19 protein-coding genes are annotated in these 22,678 nt (G+C 29.5%); 14 read left to right on the top strand and 5 right to left on the bottom strand.

The genetic code is table 11. The features are described from left to right. Window positions 1–3 precede the first annotated feature (3 nt). The 14 genes from ACKTSW_RS09380 (at window position 4) to rfbB (ending at window position 15,527) form a co-directional block, all read left to right on the top strand. Complete coding sequence (locus ACKTSW_RS09380) at window positions 4–1,131, top strand: DegT/DnrJ/EryC1/StrS family aminotransferase (RefSeq protein ID WP_408025007.1); 1,128 nt, start codon at window positions 4–6, stop codon at window positions 1,129–1,131. Then, a complete protein-coding gene (locus ACKTSW_RS09375) occupies window positions 1,131–1,748 on the top strand; it encodes an acetyltransferase (protein WP_408025006.1) in 618 nt (205 codons plus the stop codon). The genes ACKTSW_RS09380 and ACKTSW_RS09375 overlap by 1 nt, the downstream gene beginning before the upstream one ends. A gap of 67 nt (window positions 1,749–1,815) precedes the next feature. After that, a complete protein-coding gene (locus ACKTSW_RS09370; protein ID WP_408025005.1) occupies window positions 1,816–2,820 on the top strand; it encodes a nucleotidyltransferase family protein in 1,005 nt (334 codons plus the stop codon). A 22-nt stretch (window positions 2,821–2,842) separates the two neighbouring features. Next, a complete protein-coding gene (locus ACKTSW_RS09365) occupies window positions 2,843–3,940 on the top strand; it encodes a glycosyltransferase family protein (protein WP_408025004.1) in 1,098 nt (365 codons plus the stop codon). Further along, a complete protein-coding gene (locus ACKTSW_RS09360; protein WP_408025003.1) occupies window positions 3,924–5,207 on the top strand; it encodes an oligosaccharide flippase family protein in 1,284 nt (427 codons plus the stop codon). The genes ACKTSW_RS09365 and ACKTSW_RS09360 overlap by 17 nt, the downstream gene beginning before the upstream one ends. 51 nt (window positions 5,208–5,258) lie before the next feature. Further along, window positions 5,259–6,503: a hypothetical protein gene (locus ACKTSW_RS09355; protein ID WP_408025002.1), complete on the top strand. Its 1,245-nt coding sequence runs from the start codon at window positions 5,259–5,261 to the stop codon at window positions 6,501–6,503. Between the two features lie 115 nt (window positions 6,504–6,618). Further along, a complete protein-coding gene (locus ACKTSW_RS09350; protein ID WP_408025001.1) occupies window positions 6,619–8,739 on the top strand; it encodes a bi-domain-containing oxidoreductase in 2,121 nt (706 codons plus the stop codon). Then, entirely contained in the window at window positions 8,721–10,304 is a 1,584-nt protein-coding gene (locus tag ACKTSW_RS09345) for a heparinase II/III domain-containing protein (protein ID WP_408025000.1), read from the top strand. The genes ACKTSW_RS09350 and ACKTSW_RS09345 overlap by 19 nt, the downstream gene beginning before the upstream one ends. A gap of 2 nt (window positions 10,305–10,306) precedes the next feature. Then, window positions 10,307–11,482: a glycosyltransferase family 4 protein gene (locus ACKTSW_RS09340; RefSeq protein ID WP_408024999.1), complete on the top strand. Its 1,176-nt coding sequence runs from the start codon at window positions 10,307–10,309 to the stop codon at window positions 11,480–11,482. Continuing rightward, window positions 11,475–12,401 (top strand): NAD-dependent epimerase/dehydratase family protein, encoded by a 927-nt coding sequence (locus ACKTSW_RS09335; protein ID WP_408024998.1) that lies wholly within the window; start codon window positions 11,475–11,477, stop codon window positions 12,399–12,401. Before ACKTSW_RS09340 ends, ACKTSW_RS09335 begins: the two co-directional genes overlap by 8 nt. Window positions 12,402–12,403: 2 nt before the next feature. Beyond that, window positions 12,404–12,955 carry a sugar transferase gene (locus ACKTSW_RS09330; protein WP_408024997.1) on the top strand — a complete coding sequence of 184 codons (552 nt, stop codon included), beginning with the start codon at window positions 12,404–12,406 and terminating at the stop codon, window positions 12,953–12,955. A 62-nt stretch (window positions 12,956–13,017) separates the two neighbouring features. Continuing rightward, a complete protein-coding gene (rfbA, locus tag ACKTSW_RS09325; RefSeq protein WP_408024996.1) occupies window positions 13,018–13,893 on the top strand; it encodes a glucose-1-phosphate thymidylyltransferase RfbA in 876 nt (291 codons plus the stop codon). Window positions 13,894–13,895: 2 nt separating this feature from the next. Continuing rightward, complete coding sequence (rfbC, locus tag ACKTSW_RS09320) at window positions 13,896–14,450, top strand: dTDP-4-dehydrorhamnose 3,5-epimerase (RefSeq protein ID WP_408024995.1); 555 nt, start codon at window positions 13,896–13,898, stop codon at window positions 14,448–14,450. Window positions 14,451–14,480: 30 nt separating this feature from the next. Further along, entirely contained in the window at window positions 14,481–15,527 is a 1,047-nt protein-coding gene (gene rfbB / locus ACKTSW_RS09315; RefSeq protein ID WP_408024994.1) for a dTDP-glucose 4,6-dehydratase, read from the top strand. Between the two features lie 457 nt (window positions 15,528–15,984). On the opposite strand, the gene ACKTSW_RS09310 is transcribed toward rfbB, so the two are convergent. The 5 genes from ACKTSW_RS09310 to porV form a co-directional block, all read right to left on the bottom strand. Then, window positions 15,985–17,820 (bottom strand): PBP1 and LysM peptidoglycan-binding domain-containing protein, encoded by a 1,836-nt coding sequence (locus ACKTSW_RS09310; protein ID WP_408024993.1) that lies wholly within the window; start codon window positions 17,818–17,820, stop codon window positions 15,985–15,987. 34 nt (window positions 17,821–17,854) lie between these two features. Next, window positions 17,855–19,390, bottom strand: coding sequence for a glutamine-hydrolyzing GMP synthase (gene guaA, locus ACKTSW_RS09305; RefSeq protein WP_408024992.1), 1,536 nt, complete (start codon window positions 19,388–19,390; stop codon window positions 17,855–17,857). A 71-nt stretch (window positions 19,391–19,461) separates the two neighbouring features. After that, entirely contained in the window at window positions 19,462–20,526 is a 1,065-nt protein-coding gene (locus tag ACKTSW_RS09300; RefSeq protein WP_408024991.1) for a 3-oxoacyl-ACP synthase III family protein, read from the bottom strand. A 171-nt stretch (window positions 20,527–20,697) separates the two neighbouring features. Continuing rightward, window positions 20,698–21,180, bottom strand: coding sequence for a cytidine deaminase (gene cdd, locus ACKTSW_RS09295; protein ID WP_408024990.1), 483 nt, complete (start codon window positions 21,178–21,180; stop codon window positions 20,698–20,700). A gap of 91 nt (window positions 21,181–21,271) precedes the next feature. Next, complete coding sequence (gene porV, locus ACKTSW_RS09290) at window positions 21,272–22,357, bottom strand: type IX secretion system outer membrane channel protein PorV (RefSeq protein WP_408024989.1); 1,086 nt, start codon at window positions 22,355–22,357, stop codon at window positions 21,272–21,274. Between the last annotated feature and the right edge of the window lie 321 nt (window positions 22,358–22,678).

The following is a 22,678-nucleotide window of genomic DNA, read 5'->3' as shown; positions in this document are numbered from 1 at the left end:
TTTATGAGTTATAAAATACCACTTTTCGATCTTAATTTTGACGAAAAAGAAGAACAAGCGGTTATAGATACGCTTAAATCTAAATGGATTTCGACAGGTCCAAAAACTATTGAGTTTGAAAATAAGTTTTCTGAAATGCTTGAAGTAAAGCATTCAGTGGCGTTGTCAAATTGTACAGTAGCACTTCATTTAGCAATGAAGTTACTGGATATTAAAGAAGGAGATGAAGTAATTTGCCCCTCACTTACATTCGTTGCAACTTGTAATGCGATTAGATATGTAAATGCAATTCCTGTTTTTGCAGATGTTGTGAGTAAAGATGACTTAACTATCGATCCAGTAGATATCGAAAGAAGAATTACAAAGAGAACCAAAGCCATTATAGTAATGCATTTTGGTGGTTTTGCTTGCGATATGGATAACATAATGGAAATAGCTAGAAAGCATAACCTTAAAGTAATAGAAGATGCATGTCACGCTCCGTTATCAGAATACAAAGGCCAAAAATTAGGTTCAATAGGAGATTTAGGTTGTTATAGTTTCTTTTCTAATAAAAATATTAGTACTGGTGAAGGAGGGATGTTAATAACGAATAACACAGAATATTATGAGAGAGCAAAACTGTTACGTTCACATGGTATGACTTCTATGTCTTATGAGAGATCTAAAGGCCATTCAACTACTTATGACGTTGTAGATAATGGATTTAATTATAGAATAGATGATATAAGATCAGCTATTGGTATTGTTCAATTGGATAAAATTGAGGAAGATTTAAATAAACGTAAAGAAATTAGAGAAATGTACCTTTTGAAAATGGAAAGCATTGATAGAATTATTGTGCCATTCTCTGATTGTGAAAATTTTTCGTCAAATTATATTTTCCCTATTATTTTAAAAAACTCTGATTATAAAAGAAGAGATAAAATTCGTGATAAATTAGCAGAAGCAGGTATACAAACGAGCGTACATTATCCAGCTGTTCATAGATTCTCTATATATGAGAAATATGCTGTGTCTTTAAAAAATACTGAATATGTCGCAGATAACTTAATAACTCTACCTATGCACTCTGGTTTAACTGAAAAAGATATAGAGTATATTACTAAGACTTTGAAATCGTTTTGCTAATGAATGAAATTATTTTGGTAGGAGGTTTTGAAGAAATTATAGAATTAGCTGAAGAATGTGGTAAGAGAATTTATGGAATTATAGATAAGGCTAATAAAACAATTGAGAATTACCTAATTTTAGGAACTGAAAAAGATGTAGATATTTTTGATAAAACAATAAAGAATAAACCTTTGATAATAACTCCCGATACTCCTAAGGTTAGGAAAAAATTACATTTTTTTTATAAAGAGAATGGTTTTGTTTTTTCTCAACTTTTATCAAAAAGAGCAATGATTTCAGAATCTGCTAGAATTGAAGAAGGTACGGTTGTACAGAGAGGAGTTAATATTTCAACAGATGTATGTATAGGCGTATTTGTAAAGCTTAATGTTAATTGTAATGTTATGCATAACACTGTTATTGGAGATTATACCACTATAGCCCCAAATGCTGTAATTCTTGGTAATGTGAATATCGGAGATTGTTGCTATATGGGAGCAAATTCGACAGTGTTACCAAATATTAAGATTTGTAATGATGTTGTCATTGGAGCTGGAGCTGTTGTTACTAAAGATATAAATGAATCAGGGACTTATGTAGGGATACCCGCAAAGTTAATTAATCTGACAAAATAGAATGAAAGAGAAATATTTAAATATTATAATTGAAAAAAATACATCAATTCTAAAAGCTTTGCAGCAAATGGATGATATAGGATATAAACTGTTAATCGTAGTTAAAGATGGTATATATAGAGGGTTATTATCTATTGGAGATGTTCAAAGATCAATTATAGGGAATATAAATCTTAATGATACTATAGGGTCAATAATGCGAAAAGACTATATAGTATCTAAGCCACAAGATAGTATTGATAATGTGAAAAAGTTAATGTTAAAGATTAGATCTGAATTTATGCCTGTAATTGATTCAGATAATAATATTGTTGATGTTTATTTTTGGAAAGACTTATTTGAAGAAAAAGAGTCACAGCCACTTAAAAAATTTAATTTACCAGTTATCATAATGGCTGGAGGGTTTGGTACAAGATTAAGGCCTTTGACTTATGTAATACCAAAACCCTTGATTCCTATAGGAGAAAAAACAATGCTAGAAGAGATTTTTAGCAGATTTGGAAAACATGGTTGTGATGAATTTCATATTTCAGTAAATTATAAGGCCGATTTAATAAAATATTATGTTAAGAGTAAAAACTTACCTTACGATGTTTCTTATTTTGAAGAGGAACAACCAATGGGAACTGCGGGTAGTCTAAGTTTGCTCAAGAATAAGATTGATACTACTTTTTTTGTTAGTAACTGTGATATTTTAATAGAGCAAGATTATTCTGAGATTTTAGATTATCATCAGAAGAATAAAAACGAAATTACCATGGTTGCAGCTTTAAAACACTTTAGTATTCCCTATGGTACAATACAAACTGCTGAAAATGGATTATTGCAATCTATGGAAGAGAAACCAGATATGACCTACTTAATCAATGCGGGATTATACGTTTTAGAACCTCACTTATTGAATGAAATTCCAGAAAATGAATTTTTTCACATTACACATTTAATTGAAAAAGTAAGACAGGATGGAAGAAAAGTTGGTGTGTTTCCTGTTAGTGAAAAGTCTTGGCGAGACATAGGAAATTGGAATGAATATAATAGAGAGGTATTATCCAGTTATACTAATTTCAATTAACTATAATAAAAATTAAAGTCATATGAAAATAGCATTGATAGGCCCAGGATATGGACATAATATCGAGCCGTACTTAAATTCTTTGAATAACAGTAATCATGAGGTAGATTTTTATTTTCATAATAAAAGTATTTTTGAATTAAAATACAAAAATATTCAATATTTCAAATTGCCTTTGACATTTATAAAACTTTTCTTTTTAGTCAGGAAATATGATGTTATTTGGCTTATGGGTGGAGGAAGACTACTTTATTTAGTATCCTTTTTAAGTTTTTTTAAGAAAGGAAAATGTAAATTAGTTATTTTTCCTTACAGTGAAGTGCTTCCAAGAAGAACAACAGAGGAATCATTTTCGGGTAAAATAACATTATTAGCACTTTCTCGATTTACTTTAATTCATTGTGGCTGGTTTGGTATTGCAGATTTATTACACCCAAAATTGAAGAAAAAAGCAGTTGTCCACCCAATGGGATTAAACAGGTTTTATTATAAAAGTACAGATAATCCTGATCCTGATATTGTTAGATTATTAGAAAAAGTAGACAAGGAAAGTTATAACTTTTATTACCCTAAATCTTTTACTAGAGCTAGTAGACACGATTTAGTTATTGAAGCGGTAAATGAATTAATAAAGGAAGAAGACTTTCCAGATTTTAAAGTATATTTTATTGGAGGGAATGCAGAAGACATCGAACGCTATAATGAATTGATTTATAAGATAGGTAGTTATAAGTTAGAGAATAAAATCATAGTTTTAAAAAAGGAAAAATTTTTTAAAACAGAAGATATTAATCTTTTATGGTCTAGAATGGATTGTGGTTTGCAAATAGCAGAACATGATGGGATTTCAACAACAATTTTTGAACCTTTAATAAATAAAAAAGAATTAATTATTTCGGACATTCCCCCTTATAAATATTTAAAGAGTTATTTCGGATTTGAATTAGAATTGACGCCTTTAAATACCAATTCTATAAAGAATGCTATGAAGTCGAAAGTAAATGGTGTTAATCTAATAAATTCTTTAGAAAAAGAAAAAATTCATAATATTATTAAAGAGAAATATTCTTTTGAAACAAATATTAATAAATTGTTATTAAGGTTTGAAAAAACTAATTAATTTTTTAAAAGAAACCAATAAGAAAGGTTTCTTTCACGTGTTTGTAGCAAATGTTTTTTTTGCTTTAGCAGCGTTTGGATCTCAGTTGTTTATCGCCAAGGTTTTAACAGATGTAGAATTGGGGTATATAAAAATATTTCAAAGCTATAGTCAGATATTATCTATCGTAGCTGGTTTTGGTTATAGTACTTCTGTTTTAATTTTAAGTTCTAACCCGAAGAATGATGATAGAAAATCAGAAATATTACAAGTTGCTATATATGCTGTAATACCTATATCATTGATTGTTTTACTGTTATTTAATATATTAAACAAATTTGGTGTTTGGACGAATGTATTAAAGGTAAATGAACTTTTAGGTAGCTATTCCTTTGTAATACTATTCACAGCTTTATCAGCTACTTTAACTGCTTTTATTCAGGCGGCTAGAATATTTAAAAAATATTCTTATATAGTGATTTTAACTAAAGTTACTTCTATCGTATTAATAGTAGTGTTAACATATTACCAAGGTTTAAAAGGTTTTTTTAATGGTTTGTGTATCGGTTTGGTATTCTCTTTACTAGTGAATTCAATCTTTACAAAAAAAGAATTTAACCTTAAGTTTTCTCTAAAGGTTGTTGGTTTTGTCAAAAAAGCTAGAGAACAATTAGTTATTGGAATTCATGGTTTAGGAGCTAATATGTTTAATATTTTAGCTTCAAATTTTGATATTATATTGATGGGGTATTTCTTGGTAGAAGATCCAAATCTATTAGGACAATATGGTTTTGCTTCAATTTTCTTTACGGGACTCAGTATTATACAAAGTACAATTGTGCAAGTTGCTACGCCTTACTTTAGTAAGTACATAAATGATAATAACACTATTGTTTTCTTATTGAAAAAATATACAAAAGTACTTTTTTTATCAAGTGTTGTTTTGTTAGTTTCTTTTTATCTATTTCTTCCTAAATTTATAAATTTTATGTATGGTGATAAGTTTTCAGTGGGAGTTTCATTTTTAATTTTGTTAATAGGAGTTTGGTTTTTTAAAGTTAATAACTCCATTAATGGAGCCTATTTATTAGCAAGCGGACTCACAAAATATATTAATTTGATTAATTTTATTAATGCAGTGCTTACGGGTTTAAGTGTTTATTTCTCGTTAAAATACTACGATATAGAAATCATGATATTTAACTTAATGTTTATAAATTTCTTAATGCTTATTTTTACCTTTTATATAGTTAAGAATTCAACTAAAACCTTTTATAAACATAAATAGATTTAAATATAAAGTGTAAAAATGTATGTATAGATGAGGGAAACTAATAGGATGTCACAATTAAAAAAAATATTTTTATTTTTATTTTTATACTTAATACCATTTCCTTTGTTTATTATGCCAAGTGGGTCGATATTTCAAGGGAAGTCTACTGATGAAGATGCTTTTTCATTACCTATTTCGTTAATTATTTTGATTTTTGTTTATATAATTAATCCTAAATATATAAACAATATTTTCAAAGGTCATAAAGCTTTTTTATTTTTTATTGTCATATCATTAATTAGCTTTTTACTAACAGTCTTTAGGAGTAACGATTTTAATTCATTGTTGTTAATCATTTCTATATTACCTGTAGTTCTTTCTTATGGTATTGGAGTTGAGGTATTAAAAAAAACTAATTTAGATTTATTTTTTTTGCCCAATCTAGTTAGTGATTTTATTAAAATAACTTTTTTTATTTGTTTGCTTCATATAATATCATCATTTATTAATTTTGGTATTTCAGGTTCTTTTGCTGTTAGAGGAGATGATGGTTTTTTTGGATTATTTTCTATATATCAAAAAGTTACTTATTACCCTACAGTGATTAGTGTTGTGTTTATTTTTGCATTGTATTCAAATTTTAAAACAAAATATTTAATATGTTCTGTTATTTTTTTGAACATAATGATTATTGGTTCTCGGGAATCTATGGTTATGTGTCTATTTGGTTTATTTTCAGTCTTGTATTACAATAGGTTAAAAAAGAAAAACATCAAAAACCTTTTCTATCTAATTTTAATTTCATTGAGTAGCTTGTTTCTCATGTTAAATAGTGAAAAAATTTCTTTTGAAAATGAATTTGTTTTTGTAAGAAAAATTAATAATTTGATTGCAAAAGGTGACTACACAGCAGGTAGAGAAGGTGCTATATTTGAAGTGTTTAGCGAGTCAGGTGATGATTTTAATTTGTTAGTGGGTACAGGTTACTCAATGACTTTAGGAGATTTTAGAAGTCCGCATAACCAATATTTAGAAATTTTCTTAAGAAGTGGAATCATAGGACTTGTTTTTTTTATGTTAGTTGTGTTTTTTGCTTTAAAGGCAATATATTTGATTGTTAAAAAAAATAGATTCAACAAATTTTTCGAAACATATTATTCAATTTCAGTAGGGTTTTTGGCTATTTTATTGTTGTCTTTTAATATTAATACACCTATAAGAACACCGTTTTCATCAATATTTGTAGGTTTACTATTAGGGATTATTTTAAATCTAAAATTTGATTATAAAAGTGGAAAATTATTAAATTAGATTTTTTAGTGACAACAATCAAAGTTTTGTTATGAGCAAGAAGCCATTAATACTATTATTCATTTTTTGATAAATTGAATGTGGTGATTAATTTATATATAAAACAGTAAAGTTAATGAAACAAATTATACAAGACCTTAAAAAAGGTGACACTATATTAGAAGAAGTTCCCGTACCTTTAGTTAAAAAAGGACATGTACTTATAAAGACAGCGAAAACATTAGTTTCTCTAGGTACAGAAAAAATGTTAGTTGAATTTGGTAAGGCAAACTTCATTCAAAAAGCAAAGCAACAGCCTGATAAAGTAAAAATGGTTTTGGACAAAGTTAAAACGGATGGATTGAAACCCACCTTGGATGCCGTTTTTAACAAATTGGGTCAACCTTTACCTTTGGGATATTGTAACGTTGGAGAGGTGGTAGCTGTAGGAAAAGGCGTAACTGAGTTTAATATAGGTGATAGAGTAGCTTCAAATGGTAACCATGCAGAATATGTTTTAATTCCTAAAAATCTTGTAGCTAAAATACCAGACAATGTCTCTGATGAAGACGCTGCTTTTACCGTAATTGGAGCCATCGGATTACAAGGGATCCGATTGTTAAAACCAACATTTGGTGAAACGATTGTAGTTGTGGGGTTAGGGTTAATAGGTTTAGTAACAGCAGAGTTATTAAAGGCGAATGGGTGTAATGTTATAGGATTTGATTTTGATTCTGAAAAAATAAGAATAGCAAAAGATAAAGGAATAATAGCGATTAATCCGTCAGAAGGAACGGATCAAGTAAAGTTTGTAGAAACATTTACGAATGGAGTTGGAGCAGATGGAGTAATTATAACTGCATCAAGTAAAAGTAATGAAATTATTTCCCAATCAGCACAGATGTGTCGTAAATTGGGTAGAGTAATTTTAGTAGGGGTTATAGGCTTAGATATTAGTAGAGCCGACTTTTATAACAAAGAAATATCATTTCAAGTATCATGTTCTTATGGACCTGGTCGATATGATGAGGAATATGAGCAAAAAGGTAATGATTATCCAATAGGTTATGTCCGTTGGACAGAAAAAAGAAATTTTGAAGCTGTACTTAATGCTATTTCTAATGGATCTTTAAATGTAAAACCTTTAATAACAGAAAGAGTTCCATTAAATGAGTTTGAAAAAATATATGGAGATATGTCTTCATCTAAGTCAATAGCATCAATTTTAGAATATAATTCTACAGAGAACCCTAAAAGTACTGTTACTATAAATGAGAAATCATTTAATAAGCAAAAGGGTATTATAGGAATAGTTGGTGCTGGAAATTTTACAAGTGCAACAATATTACCTAATTTGAAGAAACTAGGGGCAGATGTAAAATATATAGCTAGTTCTGGTGGGTTGTCTTCTACTACAATGGCAAAACAGTATGGGATTGTAAACTCTACTACAAATTATAAAGAAATCTTACAGGATGAGGATGTAGATACTATTTTTATTACAACAAAGCATAATATGCATGCTCAAATGGTTTTAGAGTCTATGAGGTCAAACAAAAGTGTTTTTGTTGAAAAACCTTTGGCATTAAACACGAGCGAGCTAGATGATATTATAAAAGAATATAATGAAACAGAAGTAACAGTATCTGTAGGTTTCAATAGGCGTTTTGCTCCATTAGCAAAACAGATGAAAAAAGCTTTAGGCAATGATAACACACCAATGAATATTATTGCTACTATGAATGCTGGTTTTATTCCTGCTGATGTATGGGTGCATGATATGGAAATTGGGGGAGGAAGAATTATCGGAGAAGCATGTCATTATATAGATTTATGTACGTATCTAGCAGGAAGTAAGGTGAAATCCGTTTGTATGAGTTCTATGGGACTAAACCCTCAAGAGAATACTGATAACGCAAGTATTCTATTAAAATATGAAAATGGAACAAATGTAGTAATCAATTACTTTGCAAATGGATCTAAAGCGTACTCTAAAGAACGAGTAGAGGTGTATTCTCAAGAAAGAACATTAATAATGGATAATTGGAGAAAACTTAGAGGATATGGTTTTAAAAAATTCTCTAAGAGTTTTTCTAAACAAAATAAAGGGCATTATAATCAGTTTAATGAGTTAATAACAAGTCAGAAAAATGGAGGTAATCCAATTATTCCCTTTGAGGAAATTGTGAATACAACAAAAGCGTCGTTTGCAGCTATAGAATCTTTGAAACAAGGAGGATGGGTAGAAATAAAGTAATCACATTATATAATACTATAAAATTTTTAAAGCCTGTTCAAATTTACTACAGGCTTTACTATTTTATAAGAAATCGTTTTTTTAAAAAAGCATATAAAAAAAAACAAACTAATAAAAAAAATGATTTAAAATGGAAAGATTTTATCTACAGTAATAATCCTTACCTAGGGAATAAAGAATTTAGATTTTTAAATGTTTCTAAAAATTTTGAAAATAAAATAGATTGGAATTATGCTGCATTCGGAAAGTTATGGACGTATAATTTAAATTATTTTGATTTTTTAAATCAAAATAATATCGAAATGAAAAATGGTTTAGAACTTATTTTAAACTATTTAGAAAATGATGAAGTATTATTAGATGGAAAAGAGCCATATGTACTTTCTCTAAGAGGAATAAACTGGATTAAATTTTTGTCAAAAAACAATATAAAAAATGCTTTAGTAGATGAAACACTCTATAATCATTATCAAATTTTAATAAATAATATAGAATATCATTTATTAGGTAATCATTTGTTAGAGAATGGGTTCTCGTTATTATTTGGTGCTTATTATTTTAGAGATGAACAGCTATATGAAAAAGCTGAAAAAATATTAAAACTAGAGTTAAAAGAACAAGTTTTAGAAGATGGAGGCCATTATGAACTATCTCCAATGTATCATCAAACATTATTAAGTAGATTATTGGATTGTATTCAATTAATTAAGTTTAATGATGAATGGAAAGATAAAAAGTTATTAGCTTTTCTGGAAGAGCAATGTTCTAAAATGTTGTCATGGTTAAGCATTGTGACTTATAATAATGGAAATATTCCTATGGTTAATGATAGTACCTTTAATATAGCTCCTACTTCAAAAGAACTTTTTACTTATGCCAAAGTACTAGGTATTACTTGGAAGAAAATAAGTCTCAAAGATTCAGGCTATAGAAAGTATGAGTTAGATAAGCTTGAGATATTTTTAGATGTAGGAGATATACAACCCTCATATCAACCAGGACATGCGCATTCAGATACTTTTAGTTTTGAGTTGTGTTTTGACAATAAGCCCATTATTGTAGATCCAGGGGTCTCTACTTATGAAAAAAATCAGATAAGACAAACTGAAAGGGGAACATATTATCATAATACGGTTCAATTAGGTGATTTAGAACAAACAAAAGTTTGGGGAGGTTTTAGAGTTGCGAAGAGAGCCAAAGTTTTTGAACTGAAAGAAAGGAGGGGTAAAATTTCAGCTAAGCATAATGGGTATAAGGATTATGGAGTAATTCATAAAAGAGTTTTTCAGTTTAAAGAGAATACTTTTAAAATTAATGATTTTATTATTGGCAATTCTCAATTAGAAAAAAAGTTTATGTTGCATTTTCATCCAGATGTTAAGTTTAAAAAGAATGATGACAAAGAATACCAATTAGATGATTTAAAGTTAAAATTTGGTGGTAAATTGAGCAAAATTTTAGAAAAGGAGTATAACTATAGCATAGGATTCAATAAAACAATTAAAGGAAAGAAGTTGGTAGTTATTTTTGAAGATAAATTAGAAACATCAATAATAAAGGTTTAATTATGAGAATATTATTTCTTACGTTTTATTTTGAGCCAGATTTATGTGCTGGGTCTTTTAGGAACACATCCTTATTTAAGGAGCTTATTCAACACCTAAAGAAAGAAGATATAATTGATGTAATAACAACGCAACCTAATAGATATGATTCATTTAAGGTAAAGGCTAAAGACAAAGAAAAGTTAGAAAAGGGTATTACAATCAATAGAATTAAAATACCTGAGCATGGAAGTGGAATTGTTGGACAAATTAAATCTTTTAAGCAGTTTTATTCTAAAGCGTTAGAACTAACAAAAAATAATGAGTATGATTTAGTTTATGCCTCTTCTTCTCGTTTATTTACAGCTTTTTTAGGGGCTAAAATAGCAAGAAAGAAAAAAGCCAAATTGTATTTAGATATTCGAGATATTTTTAGAGAAACAATTACAGATTTATATAAAAATAAAATAATTAATTTAGGACTAAACTTATTTTTAAAACCAGTTGAAAATTATACGTTCGGTAGAGCAAAACATATAAATTTAGTATCCAGAGGGTTTGAAAGTTATTTTAAAAAATATAAGAATGCAAGGTATTCTTTTTTTACAAATGGCATAGATGATATCTTTTTATCTATAGAAAGAAAAGAAAAAAAACATCAAGAGGAAAAAAGAATGATTGTTTATGGGGGGAATATAGGAGAAGGACAAGGTTTGGATTTAATAATACCTGAAATTGCGGAAAAACTATCTAAGACTCATAAATTTTTAATTATAGGAGATGGAAGTGCAAAGCATAAATTAGAAGAGAAACTTAATTGTAAAAAAATAAAAAATGTAGAGCTATTACCTCCTGTGAGTAGAAATCAGTTAATAAATTACTATCAAGAAGCCGATTATTTGTTTTTACATTTAAACAAACATAAAGCATTTGAAAGAGTTTTACCATCGAAACTTTTTGAATATGGAACCTTTAATAAACCAATAATTGCAGGTGTTGATGGATATGCCAAAATTTTCCTAGAAGAGAATATGCCTAACTTAATTTTATTTGAACCAACAAACTCAAAAGAACTAAGTTATAAAATGAAAAGTTACTCTTATCAAAATATAGAAAGAGTTGAGTTTAAGAAGAAGTTTTCTAGGTCGGAAATAAATAAAAAAATGACAGAATCTATAATACTTTTTGGTAATGAATAAGAATATTTTAATTACGGGTATTACTGGGTTTGTAGGAAGTAATTTAAAAGACTCTTTAAAAGAGAATTATAACATAACAGGAGTGTCTAGAAATAAATCTAAAGATTTCTTAACATATGAAGGTTTATCTTTAGAGCTATTATCATCACATAATGTTTTTATCCATTTGGCAGGAAAAGCCCATGATTTAAAAAATACATTAGAAGAAAAAGAATATTTTGAGGTAAACGTAGACTTAACAAAAAAAATATTTAATCAATTTTTAGAGAGTGACTGTGAGGTGTTTATATTTATGAGTTCAGTAAAAGCTGTAGCTGATGAGGTAGAGATTGAACTGATGGAAGAAGTTAAGCCCAATCCTGTAACTACTTATGGTAAATCAAAGTTAGCGGCTGAAGAATATATATTAAGTAAAAAACTTCCTAAAAATAAGCGAATTTATATTTTAAGACCTTGCATGATTCATGGACCAAACAATAAAGGGAATTTAAATTTATTGTATTCTTTTGTTTCAAAAGGGATACCATATCCTTTTGGAAAGTATGAAAATCAACGTTCTTTTGTATCGGTTGAGAATTTATGTTTTATAATTAAAGAATTACTAGGAAAGAATGACATTCCATCTGGTGTATATAATGTAGCAGATGATGAATCATTATCAACAAAAGAGTTAGTTGAAACAATAGGTATAGGAGTTAATAAAACAGTGAAGATACTTAACACACCTAAACTATTAATTAATGTACTGGCTAAACTTGGTGATGTGCTTCCTATTCCAATTAACTCTGAAAGAGTTCAAAAATTGACAGAGAATTATGTAGTGTCCAATGAAAAAATAAAAAACGCTTTTGGAATAGATAAGCTTCCACTGAGTACGAGAGAAGGAATAATTAAAACAATTAAAAGCTTTACGGAATAATTATGATACGATTTTTTGATTTTATATTTTCACTTTTTGGAATTTTACTTTTATGGCCAATAGGGTTAGTCATATATGTATTAGGGGTATTTGATACTGGTTCTCCTCTTTTTAAACAACAAAGAGTAGGTAAAAACCAAAGGCCATTTATACTATTAAAGTTTAGAACGATGACTGTAAATACTCAATCAGTGGCAACACATTTAGCAAATAGTAGTTCAGTAACTAAATTAGGTTCTTTTTTAAGGAAATTGAAGCTAGATGAATTACCTCAATTAATTAATGTGTTAAAAGGAGATATGAGTTTGGTTGGGCCAAGACCTAACCTTTTTAATCAGGAAGAACTAATTCTAGAGAGAAGTAACAGAGGAGTATATAACTCTTTACCAGGAATAACAGGTTTAGCTCAAGTTAATAAAATAGATATGTCAACGCCAAAAAAATTGGCAGAAGTTGATGCAGAAATGTTAGAGTCATTAACGGTAAAAAAATATTTTCAGTATATTTTTGCAACAATTGGAGGTAAAGGATCTGGAGACAGAATTAAAGAATAGTTTAAAATTATCTAGTATCTAGCTTAACTTTTTATTATTTAATCATTTGTAGACATATTATCATGAAAGGAATTATACTAGCAGGTGGATCAGGAACACGTTTATATCCTATTACAAAGGGAGTTTCAAAACAGTTATTACCTGTTTATGATAAGCCGATGATTTATTATCCGTTATCGGTATTGATGTTAGCGGGAATTAAAGAAATATTGATTATTTCTACTCCTGATGATTTACCTAGTTTTCAAAAGTTATTAGGAGATGGAAGTGACCTAGGAATTTATCTTAGTTATGCAGAGCAGCCATCACCCGATGGATTAGCACAAGCGTTTATTATTGGTGAAGAATTTATAGGGAATGATGATGTATGTTTGATTTTAGGCGATAATATTTTTTATGGCCACGGTTTGCCCGAAATGTTACAATCTGCAATTCAAAATATAAAAAAGAATAACAAAGCAACAGTTTTTGGATATAATATAAAAGATCCGCAACGATATGGAGTGGTAGATTTTGATAATAATGGAAATGCAATATCTATTATAGAAAAACCAGAGAATCCAAAATCTAATTATGCGGTGGTTGGTTTATATTTTTACCCTAATGATGTAGTTCAAGTGGCTAAAAAAGTGCTACCATCTGAAAGAGGAGAGTTAGAAATTACTTCTGTAAATCAATATTATTTAGAAAACGAACAGTTAAAGGTTGAGTTAATGGGACGTGGTTATGCATGGTTAGATACAGGGACGCATGATTCTTTATTAGAAGCAAGTCAGTTTATTGAAACTATTGAAAAACGTCAAGGGTTAAAAGTAGCTTGTGTAGAAGAAATAGCATTGTATATGGGCTATATCAATAAAGAGCAAGTAAAAAAATTAGCAGAACCGTTGAGAAAAAATAGCTATGGCCAATACCTATTAAATTTAGCAAAAGAATAGCGATGATTTTTACAAAAACAGCCATTCCAGAAGTTGTAATTATAGAACCGAAAGTTTTTGGAGACCAAAGAGGGTATTTTTTTGAGTCATTTAATCAAAAAGAGTTTGAAGAACATATCGGACAAGCAAACTTTGTTCAAGATAATGAATCTAAATCTACTTATGGTGCTTTACGAGGCTTGCATTTTCAACAACCACCTTTTGCTCAAGCGAAGCTAGTTCGTTGTATTCAAGGAAAAGTATTAGACGTAGCGGTAGATGTGAGGAAAAATTCACCTAGTTATGGCAAGCATATAACAGTAGAGTTATCCGAAGAAAATAAAAGACAATTATTTATACCGAGAGGTTTTGCACATGGTTTTGTAACTTTATCCAAAGAAGCTGTTTTTGCTTATAAAGTTGATAATTGGTATGCTCCAGAATACGACTCAGGAATTATTTGGAATGATACTACTTTGAATATTGATTGGAAAATTAATTCAAAAGAGGTAATACTTTCTTCAAAAGACACAAAACTGTCTACTTTTAAAGCGTTAGAAACTCCGTTTATTTATTAGTAACTTTGAGGAGTTTATATTAAATTTTTCATGAGAAATATATTAATTACAGGAGGAGCAGGATTTATAGGGTCTCATGTGGCACGCCTATTTGTTAATAAGTATCCAGACTATAATATTGTAAATTTAGACCTTCTTACGTATGCTGGGAATTTAGAAAACTTAAAAGATATAGAACAAAAGTCTAATTATACTTTTGTGAAGGCTGATATTTGCGATTACCAAGTTGTAACTACTATCTTTTCAGAATATAACATAGATAGTGTCATTCATTTAGCAGCAGAGTCACATGTTGACCGGTCGATAAAAGATCCTTTTTCTTTTGCCAGAACTAACGTAATGGGAACCTTGAGTTTATTACAAGCTGCTCAAAATCATTGGAAAAGTGATTTAAAGAACAAATTATTTTACCATGTGTCAACCGATGAGGTATATGGTTCTTTAGGGAAAGATGGTTACTTCACAGAAAGAACATCCTATGACCCACATTCACCTTATTCAGCTTCGAAAGCATCTTCTGATCATTTTGTAAGAGCTTTTTTTGATACTTATAAATTGCCTGTTGTCATTTCTAATTGTTCTAATAATTATGGAGCCTATCAATTTCCAGAGAAATTAATCCCACTCTTTATTAATAATATCAAAAATAATAAACCTTTACCAGTATATGGAAAAGGAGAAAACATAAGAGATTGGTTGTATGTTGAAGATCATGCCAAGGCAATTGATATTGTTTTCCACAAAGGAACAGTTGGTGATACTTATAATATTGGTGGCTTTAATGAATGGAAGAATATAGATTTAATCAAGATACTTATAAAAACGGTAGACCAACTCTTGGGAAGAAAAGAAGGAGCTTCAGAAAAACTAATTACTTATGTGAAAGACAGAGCAGGTCATGATTTTCGTTATGCAATAGACGCATCAAAGCTTAAAAATGAATTGGGTTGGCAACCCTCTTTGCAATTTGAAGAAGGAATAGAAAAAACAGTTCAATGGTACTTAGATAATGAAGAATGGGTAAAAAATGTAACGAGTGGTGAATACCAGAAATATTATCAGCAAATGTATGAGTAGCTATAACTGATCATTGTGAACGCTAATGAAGTAACCTTACATATAAGAGCTGAGAAAATACAAGTTTTGCATAAATTATAACCGACCTATTTTTTATTTGAGTAGAATTCGAGGTAATGAAGTATAGGAGAATCCAGAGAGTTTGCGGTCTGGATTTCGAATACGGAATAAAACGTAGAATTCAATAAAAGGAAAAGTCTGTCTTGATTTTTTGTTTCGTTTTGTATCAAGACAAAATGAAAGAATAGAACATAAGAACCATTATTAGATTCCTAGCACATCAAGACAAGCAAAAAATGAATGAGAAAAAAAGAAATAGTAATCCCAATCACGAAACTTTGAAGAATAAGGAGCAATCTGTTGAATTAAAGTAATAATAAATAGCAAACAACTGACTTATAAATAAAAAGCCGAAAACTGTACAGTTTTCGGCTTTTTATTTATAAGTTTTGTAAGGTTATCTCAGTCTGCTTAAACTTAGGTCTTTATTGTATTTCACAATAAATAAACCTTTATTACCAATACTTCTAAATATTTTTTGATGATAATCAAACTTGTTTTCGAGACGCAAAGAAACTCCTTTTTTAAAAGTTTCGGTAAGCTCTTCACCAGAAGCCAAACGCATTAAAATATCGTATGTGATATCAAAACCTTTGATAGCATAATCAGAAGGTATGGTATTGTTTTGTTGTAGATATTTTTTATTAAAAACTTTAGTTTCCATGGCCTCTTCATCTGTGTATGTATTAGAAACATATGTAAAGTTAATACTAGCCAATTTATTATTGTCAATTTTACTATATGCGTTGCTTTTATCAATAGCAAAAACTTGAACATTAACATCATCAGGTAAACCAATCATGCTGTTTAGAGCGTCTGCAACAACCACATTATCATCAGAAGCAACTACTACCCAGTTATGTCTTTCTGAAGACATTTTTTCTGTAAAGCGCGCTCTTTTAATATAACCATTTTTTGGTTTTAAAACATGTATTTCGCTAATACTACCATGCTTTTTTAATTCAGAAATAATTTTAGAAGTATTATTGTTGGTTTCGTCTTTATCATCACTAACAATAAAAACTTCTTGATCTTTATAATTATCTTTTAAGTAAGAAGATAAGTAAGATACATAATAATCTTTATCAGGGGAAGTTTTTACTAACTTAGAAGAAGAGAATTTATTTTGTTTACTTGAAAAATGTGGAAAAACAACAGGAACATTTACCAAACGAGCAACATCTTCTGCTTTGTCTGAGTAAAAAGGACCTATAACGACATCGTTATCTTCTATTTTGTTATCATTTAAAATAGTAGAGATATTTTCTCCTCTATTACCAGTGTCAAAAATAGTAGTGTTTACATTTATTCCTTGCTTTTTAATTGAGTCAATAGCAATTTCAGCACCTAAATAGAAATCGGTAACCATATTAGCTAATTGATTTCCTTCAAAAATATCTTTGCTCGATTTTTCACTATATTCATCAGCTTTAAAAGGAAGTAAAATAGCAATATCTATAGAAGCGTCTTCAATAATTTCGTCTTTATAAAAAGTATAATTTTCTTTTTCATTAACTTCTTCAATAGGTTTTATCTTAAGTAATTGACCTACAGAGAGATTGTTGTCAGTTAAACTAGGATATTCAGGATTTAAGAGAATTAATTCTTCTTTAGAAATGTTATAAAAACGAGTTAAACTATAAATGGTTTCACCTTTAACAACAGTATGAGTTAAAAAGTTTTTTAAAACCTCTTCTTTATCAATAGTTATTGTTTTCTTTATTTCTTTAACCTTTAATATTTGACCAATACTTAAGTTATTACTTTGAATATTAGTGTATTCTGGATTGTACTTAATTAATTCATCTTTAGAAATATCATACTGTTTGGTAATGCGGTATACAGTTTCACCTTTTTGTACCTCATGTGTTTCATATTCAATAATTGTTCGTTGAAAAACAGGGTTTTCTATTTCGTTTTCAGAAATAGTATCCTTACTTTCTATCACAGTATCTGAGGTTTTTGTTTCTTCAGGGGAAGAAATAGTAGTAGATGAAGAGGTACTATTTTTAAGTTTAGGGTTAGGAATTACAATTACTGTATTAGCATCAGGACGTCTTCCTACGTCAGGATTCAAACGGAATAAATCTTTTGTTTTCATATTCAAACGACTTGCAACATCTCGCATTGTTTCTCCTTCCTGAATTTTATACGATATATAACGTTTTTGTTGACCACAAGAAACGGCAAAGGTTAAAATACAAACTAATAGTAAAAACTGTAATTTCTTCATCTACTCTTTTTATTTTATTTATGTAGGGTTTATTTTACTCCCATTCAATTGTTGCAGGTGGTTTTGAACTTATATCGTATACAACTCTATTCACACCTTTTACATTATTTATTATTTTATTTGATGTTTTTTGTAAAAACTCATAGGGTAAATTTACCCAATCTGCTGTCATACCATCGGTACTTTCTACAGCACGTAAAGCTACTACTTTTTCATAGGTTCTCTCATCGCCCATAACTCCAACAGAGTTTACTGGTAATAAAATAGCCCCAGCTTGCCATACTTTATTGTATAGTCCGTTTTCTTTTAAACCGTTAATAAATACAGCATCTACTTCTTGTAATATGCGAACTTTTTCAGCAGTAATATCTCCTAAAATTCTAATGGCTAAACCAGGACCAGGAAATGGATGACGACCTAATAATTCTTTGTCAATTCCCATAGAAGCTCCTACGCGACGTACTTCATCTTTAAAAATCATACGTAAAGGCTCTACTACTTTCAATTTCATGAAATCAGGTAATCCACCTACATTATGATGACTTTTTATAGTAGCTGAAGGTCCACCGTTTACAGAAACTGATTCAATCACATCAGGATAAATCGTTCCTTGTGCTAGCCATTTAGCATCTTCTATTTGGTTTGCCTCATCATCAAAAACATCAATAAAAACTTTACCAATAGCTTTACGTTTGGCTTCAGGGTCACTTAACCCTGCAAGTTCATCCAAAAAACGTACCGAAGCATCTACTCCTTTTACGTTTAACCCCATACCTTCGTATTGTTTTAATACATCGGTAAACTCATTTTTACGTAACAGCCCATTATTCACAAAAATACAGTGTAAATTGCTTCCAATAGCTTTATGTAACAATACAGCTGCCACGGTAGAATCAACTCCTCCAGATAATCCTAAAACAACTTTATCATTACCTATTTTTGTTTTTAACTCTGCTACTGTTTCATCAACAAATGAATCTGGTGTCCACGTTTGAGCAACTCCTGCTATATTAACTAAAAAATTTTGTAATAATTGTTTTCCATCTGTAGAATGATATACTTCTGGGTGAAATTGGATAGCATAGGTAGTTTCTCCTTCAATTTTATAAGCAGCATTTTCAACATCGTGAGTGCTTGCTAATAAAGTTCCTCCTGTAGGTAATTGTTTGATGGTATCTGAATGACTCATCCAAACTTGGCTTCCTTCAGAAATATTATTAAAGAAATTGTCTTCTTCTTTAATAAAAGATAAGTTAGCTCTACCATACTCACGAGTATTAGAAGGAGCTACTAAACCACCAGAAAAATGTGCTAAATATTGTGCACCGTAGCATACTGCTAATAATGGTTTTTTACCTCTAATTTCTGACAAGTCTGGGTGTGGAGCTTCTTCTGAACGAACCGATGATGGGCTTCCTGAAAGAATAACAGCTTTAAAATCGTTTAAATTTTGTGGTATTTTATTGTAAGGATGAATTTCACAATAAATATTTAATTCTCTTACACGGCGCGCAATTAATTGCGTGTATTGCGATCCGAAATCTAATATAAGTACGTTGTGTTGTTGCATGCGCAAAAATAGTACTTAGATTTTAGATTTGCGAGAATATTTAATAAGAAATTAACAAGATTAAGAAACTATTAATACTTGTAAATAATTGCATTAATATTCATACCTGCACCCACAGAAGCTAAAATAATAACATCTCCTTTTTTCACCTCTTGATTTTCAATATTACCTTTTAAAACTAAATCGAGCAATGTAGGTACGGTTGCTACCGAGCTATTTCCTAATTTATGAATACTCATAGGCATAACGCCTTCTGGAATTGGTTTTTTGCATAAACGATAAAAACGTTTAATAATGGCTTCGTCCATTTTTTCATTAGCTTGATGAATAAAAATTTTTTTAACATCATCAATAGAGACACCACTCTTGTTTAAAGCAGTTTGCATTGCTTTGGGTACATTGTTAAGAGCGAACTCATAAATTTTTCGACCATGCATTTTAATATAACGAATGTCTTTATTCTTGTTCTTATCATTTGAGTTTCCAAAAAACAGATAATAGGCTTCTTCTTTAGTAAAAGTTTGTGAAGCATGACTTAAAATCCCACAATCTTTTTTATCTGTGGCCTCAACGATACAAGCTCCAGCTCCATCACTATATATCATAGAATCTCTATCATTTATGTCAACAACTCTAGATAGAGTTTCACCTCCAATAACTAAACATTTATTTGCAATTCCAGCTTTAATAAAAGCTTGAGCTTGAATAACGCCTTCTATCCAACCTGGACAACCAAATAGAATATCATAGGCTACACAGTTAGGGTTTTCAATTTCTAATAAGTGTTTTACACGAGTAGCTAAACTTGGAAGAATATCACTTTGAATAGCACCTTTTCTTACGTCTCCAAAATTATGGGCAAAAATAATATAGTCTAACTCTTCAGGGTTTATATTGGCATCTTTAATGGCTTCTTTTGCAGCAAAAAATCCAAGATCTGAAGCGTTGTATTCTGGTTTAGCATAACGACGTTCTTCAATACCCGTTATTGATTTGAATTTTTCAATAATTATAGGATTAGGGTTCTCAAAGGAGCTTCCATCAGTATTTAAAAATAAGTTATTATTAAACTTGTCATTTTCTTTTTTTATTGATGGAATAAAAGTACCTGTTCCTGTAATTACGGATAGTTTCATTAGATATCTAATTTTTAATGTTGAGTAATCTACAAATTAAGCATTTTTATTGTCGATTACCTCTTTATTAATATTCATTTTTAAAGAATTATGATATTCTTAAAAAAGAAAAGTTGTATTGTCTTTTTATAAAAAACAATATCTATTTTTTGTGACTTTGTTTTTTGTAAATTATAAATAAGAGCTATCGAAAGAAAAAGGCAATAAGGAAAGTAATGATTCAGTCTTAACAATCTTACCAATTTCACCCATAAAAATAATCTCTATAGGTTGTTTTTGGTTGATTTCGTATTCTGATAATGTTTGACGACAAGCACCACAAGGACCAACTGGCTTATTTACTGTTGTATTTTCAGAAGCTGCATTAATAGCTATTTTTTTTACCTTCATATTAGGATACTCAGAACTAGCTTTCCATATAGCTACCCGTTCTGCACACATACCAGAAGGATAGGCAGCATTTTCTTGATTGTTTCCTAAGATAATTTCTCCATTTTCAAGTAGTAAAGCTGCACCTACACTAAATTTTGAATAAGGAGCGTATGCTTTTTGTCTTGCTTCTACTGCTTTTTCTACTAAAAAAGCATCTTGAGTTGATAGCTGAGAGATATTATCAAATAAAATAGCAGAAGTAGTTATATCAATTTTCTTCATAGTAAATATGATTAGTCAAAAAAAGCAGTCTGGTAGACTGCTTTTGTATTGTGATACGAATTTATAAAAAAAATACTAGTTTTTAATATACTTAGTATAATTCTCCTAAGTCAAAAGATAAAGAAAAACGTAAAGTGTTCTCTAAAGGATTATTAACTGCTGCAGTATTTATTAGATAAGATAAATCTAAAGTGAAAGCTCTTGCCGTGAATCCTGTACCTAATGTAAAGTATTGACGTTGTCCTTTTTCTTCACTTTCGTGAAAATAACCAGCTCTTAATGCAAAGGCATTATTGTACATATATTCAGCACCTAAAGCCCAAGTAGTTTCTTGTAGTTCTTCACTAAAACTTCTATCTCCTAAAGAAGTAAACATTCCTTCAAACCAACCTCTGTCAGAGCTAGCGCTTGATGGAACTAAGAGTTTAGTAAATTCTAAATTAAGTCCTAAGATGTTTGAATCATCAAAGATAAAGTCAAAACCACCACCAATTTTAGCGTTAGTTGGAATAAAGTTAGGAACTCCAGGACTGTACTCAACTTTTGGCCCTATGTTGGCTATATTAAAACCTAATCGGTAACGTCCGTTAAAACTTCCAAAGTTGTCTTCTTTAGATTGGTAATATCCAGAAACATCAACAGCAAAAGAGTTAACAGCATCTAAGTTAGAATTATTACTTCTTATTTTATAGTTAGAGTGGATGTACTTTAAACCTATTCCCATAGAGAAAGTTTCACTTAATTTTAATGAATAAATACCTGTAATGGCTAATTCATTGGGGTTTTCTGTTCCGTTAGAAGCACCACTATTATCTGTCAAAGCTACTTCACCTAAAGAAAAATACTTTAAGTCAACTCCCCAAGCAGATTTTTCACTATATCTGTTAACATAAGAACCTCCACCAACAAATATATCATCAGTTAGGTTTCTAAGCCATGGAGTATAATTTAACCCAATACTTATTGTGTTTTGGTTAAATGCAGTTTTTGCAGGGTTGTGAAAGATTGAATAAGCATCTGAAGATGTAGCGACTCCAATATCTCCCATACCACCAGCACGAGCATCGGGCGTTATCAATAAAAAAGGCATTGCAGTGGTGTTTATAGATGTTTGGGCTTGCGCTTTATTTTGAAGGGTAAAGCACACAAAAAATAATACGATTGATAATTTTTTCATGTAAAATTTGATTAATTATTTAGCAAATATATAATTTTCTTTATACAGTTAAATTTAAATTTACTATATTTAATAAAGGTAACGATATTACTAAAAATATATTATATACATGGTCTTAATTATAGAATTTTTACCTTTGTTACCTTAAATTAATAAGTTATTACAGCCTGTATTTTAATCTTTTTCTTTAGATTCGTAATACTAAAGTGTAAAAACTGTCGTTTGTAATCTTGCATACACAAGGTTACTAATTGTGAATTTATAGATAAATTAGTTGTAAGAAATTAGAAATATTGTAAATTGCGACACCCTTAAAAAACA

Origin of the sequence: Tenacibaculum sediminilitoris (genome assembly GCF_964513795.1) — a bacterium.
Lineage (GTDB): Bacteria > Bacteroidota > Bacteroidia > Flavobacteriales > Flavobacteriaceae > Polaribacter > Polaribacter sediminilitoris.
This window is presented reverse-complemented; position numbering and strand designations above follow the sequence as displayed.

Excerpts from the sequence above, each read along its gene's own strand:
- ACKTSW_RS09375 (WP_408025006.1), top strand. The coding sequence starts at position 1,131 with ATGAATGAAATTATTTTGGTAGGAGGTTTTGAAGAAATTATAGAATTA.
- ACKTSW_RS09345 (WP_408025000.1), top strand. The coding sequence starts at position 8,721 with ATGGGTAGAAATAAAGTAATCACATTATATAATACTATAAAATTTTTA.
- ACKTSW_RS09380 (WP_408025007.1), top strand. The coding sequence starts at position 4 with ATGAGTTATAAAATACCACTTTTCGATCTTAATTTTGACGAAAAAGAA.
- ACKTSW_RS09300 (WP_408024991.1), bottom strand. The coding sequence starts at position 20,526 with ATGAAACTATCCGTAATTACAGGAACAGGTACTTTTATTCCATCAATA.
- ACKTSW_RS09365 (WP_408025004.1), top strand. The coding sequence starts at position 2,843 with ATGAAAATAGCATTGATAGGCCCAGGATATGGACATAATATCGAGCCG.
- porV (WP_408024989.1), bottom strand. The coding sequence starts at position 22,357 with ATGAAAAAATTATCAATCGTATTATTTTTTGTGTGCTTTACCCTTCAA.
- rfbC (WP_408024995.1), top strand. The coding sequence starts at position 13,896 with ATGATTTTTACAAAAACAGCCATTCCAGAAGTTGTAATTATAGAACCG.
- cdd (WP_408024990.1), bottom strand. The coding sequence starts at position 21,180 with ATGAAGAAAATTGATATAACTACTTCTGCTATTTTATTTGATAATATC.
- ACKTSW_RS09310 (WP_408024993.1), bottom strand. The coding sequence starts at position 17,820 with ATGAAGAAATTACAGTTTTTACTATTAGTTTGTATTTTAACCTTTGCC.
- ACKTSW_RS09330 (WP_408024997.1), top strand. The coding sequence starts at position 12,404 with ATGATACGATTTTTTGATTTTATATTTTCACTTTTTGGAATTTTACTT.
- ACKTSW_RS09355 (WP_408025002.1), top strand. The coding sequence starts at position 5,259 with ATGTCACAATTAAAAAAAATATTTTTATTTTTATTTTTATACTTAATA.
- ACKTSW_RS09335 (WP_408024998.1), top strand. The coding sequence starts at position 11,475 with ATGAATAAGAATATTTTAATTACGGGTATTACTGGGTTTGTAGGAAGT.
- guaA (WP_408024992.1), bottom strand. The coding sequence starts at position 19,390 with ATGCAACAACACAACGTACTTATATTAGATTTCGGATCGCAATACACG.
- rfbA (WP_408024996.1), top strand. The coding sequence starts at position 13,018 with ATGAAAGGAATTATACTAGCAGGTGGATCAGGAACACGTTTATATCCT.
- ACKTSW_RS09350 (WP_408025001.1), top strand. The coding sequence starts at position 6,619 with ATGAAACAAATTATACAAGACCTTAAAAAAGGTGACACTATATTAGAA.
- ACKTSW_RS09340 (WP_408024999.1), top strand. The coding sequence starts at position 10,307 with ATGAGAATATTATTTCTTACGTTTTATTTTGAGCCAGATTTATGTGCT.
- ACKTSW_RS09370 (WP_408025005.1), top strand. The coding sequence starts at position 1,816 with ATGGATGATATAGGATATAAACTGTTAATCGTAGTTAAAGATGGTATA.
- rfbB (WP_408024994.1), top strand. The coding sequence starts at position 14,481 with ATGAGAAATATATTAATTACAGGAGGAGCAGGATTTATAGGGTCTCAT.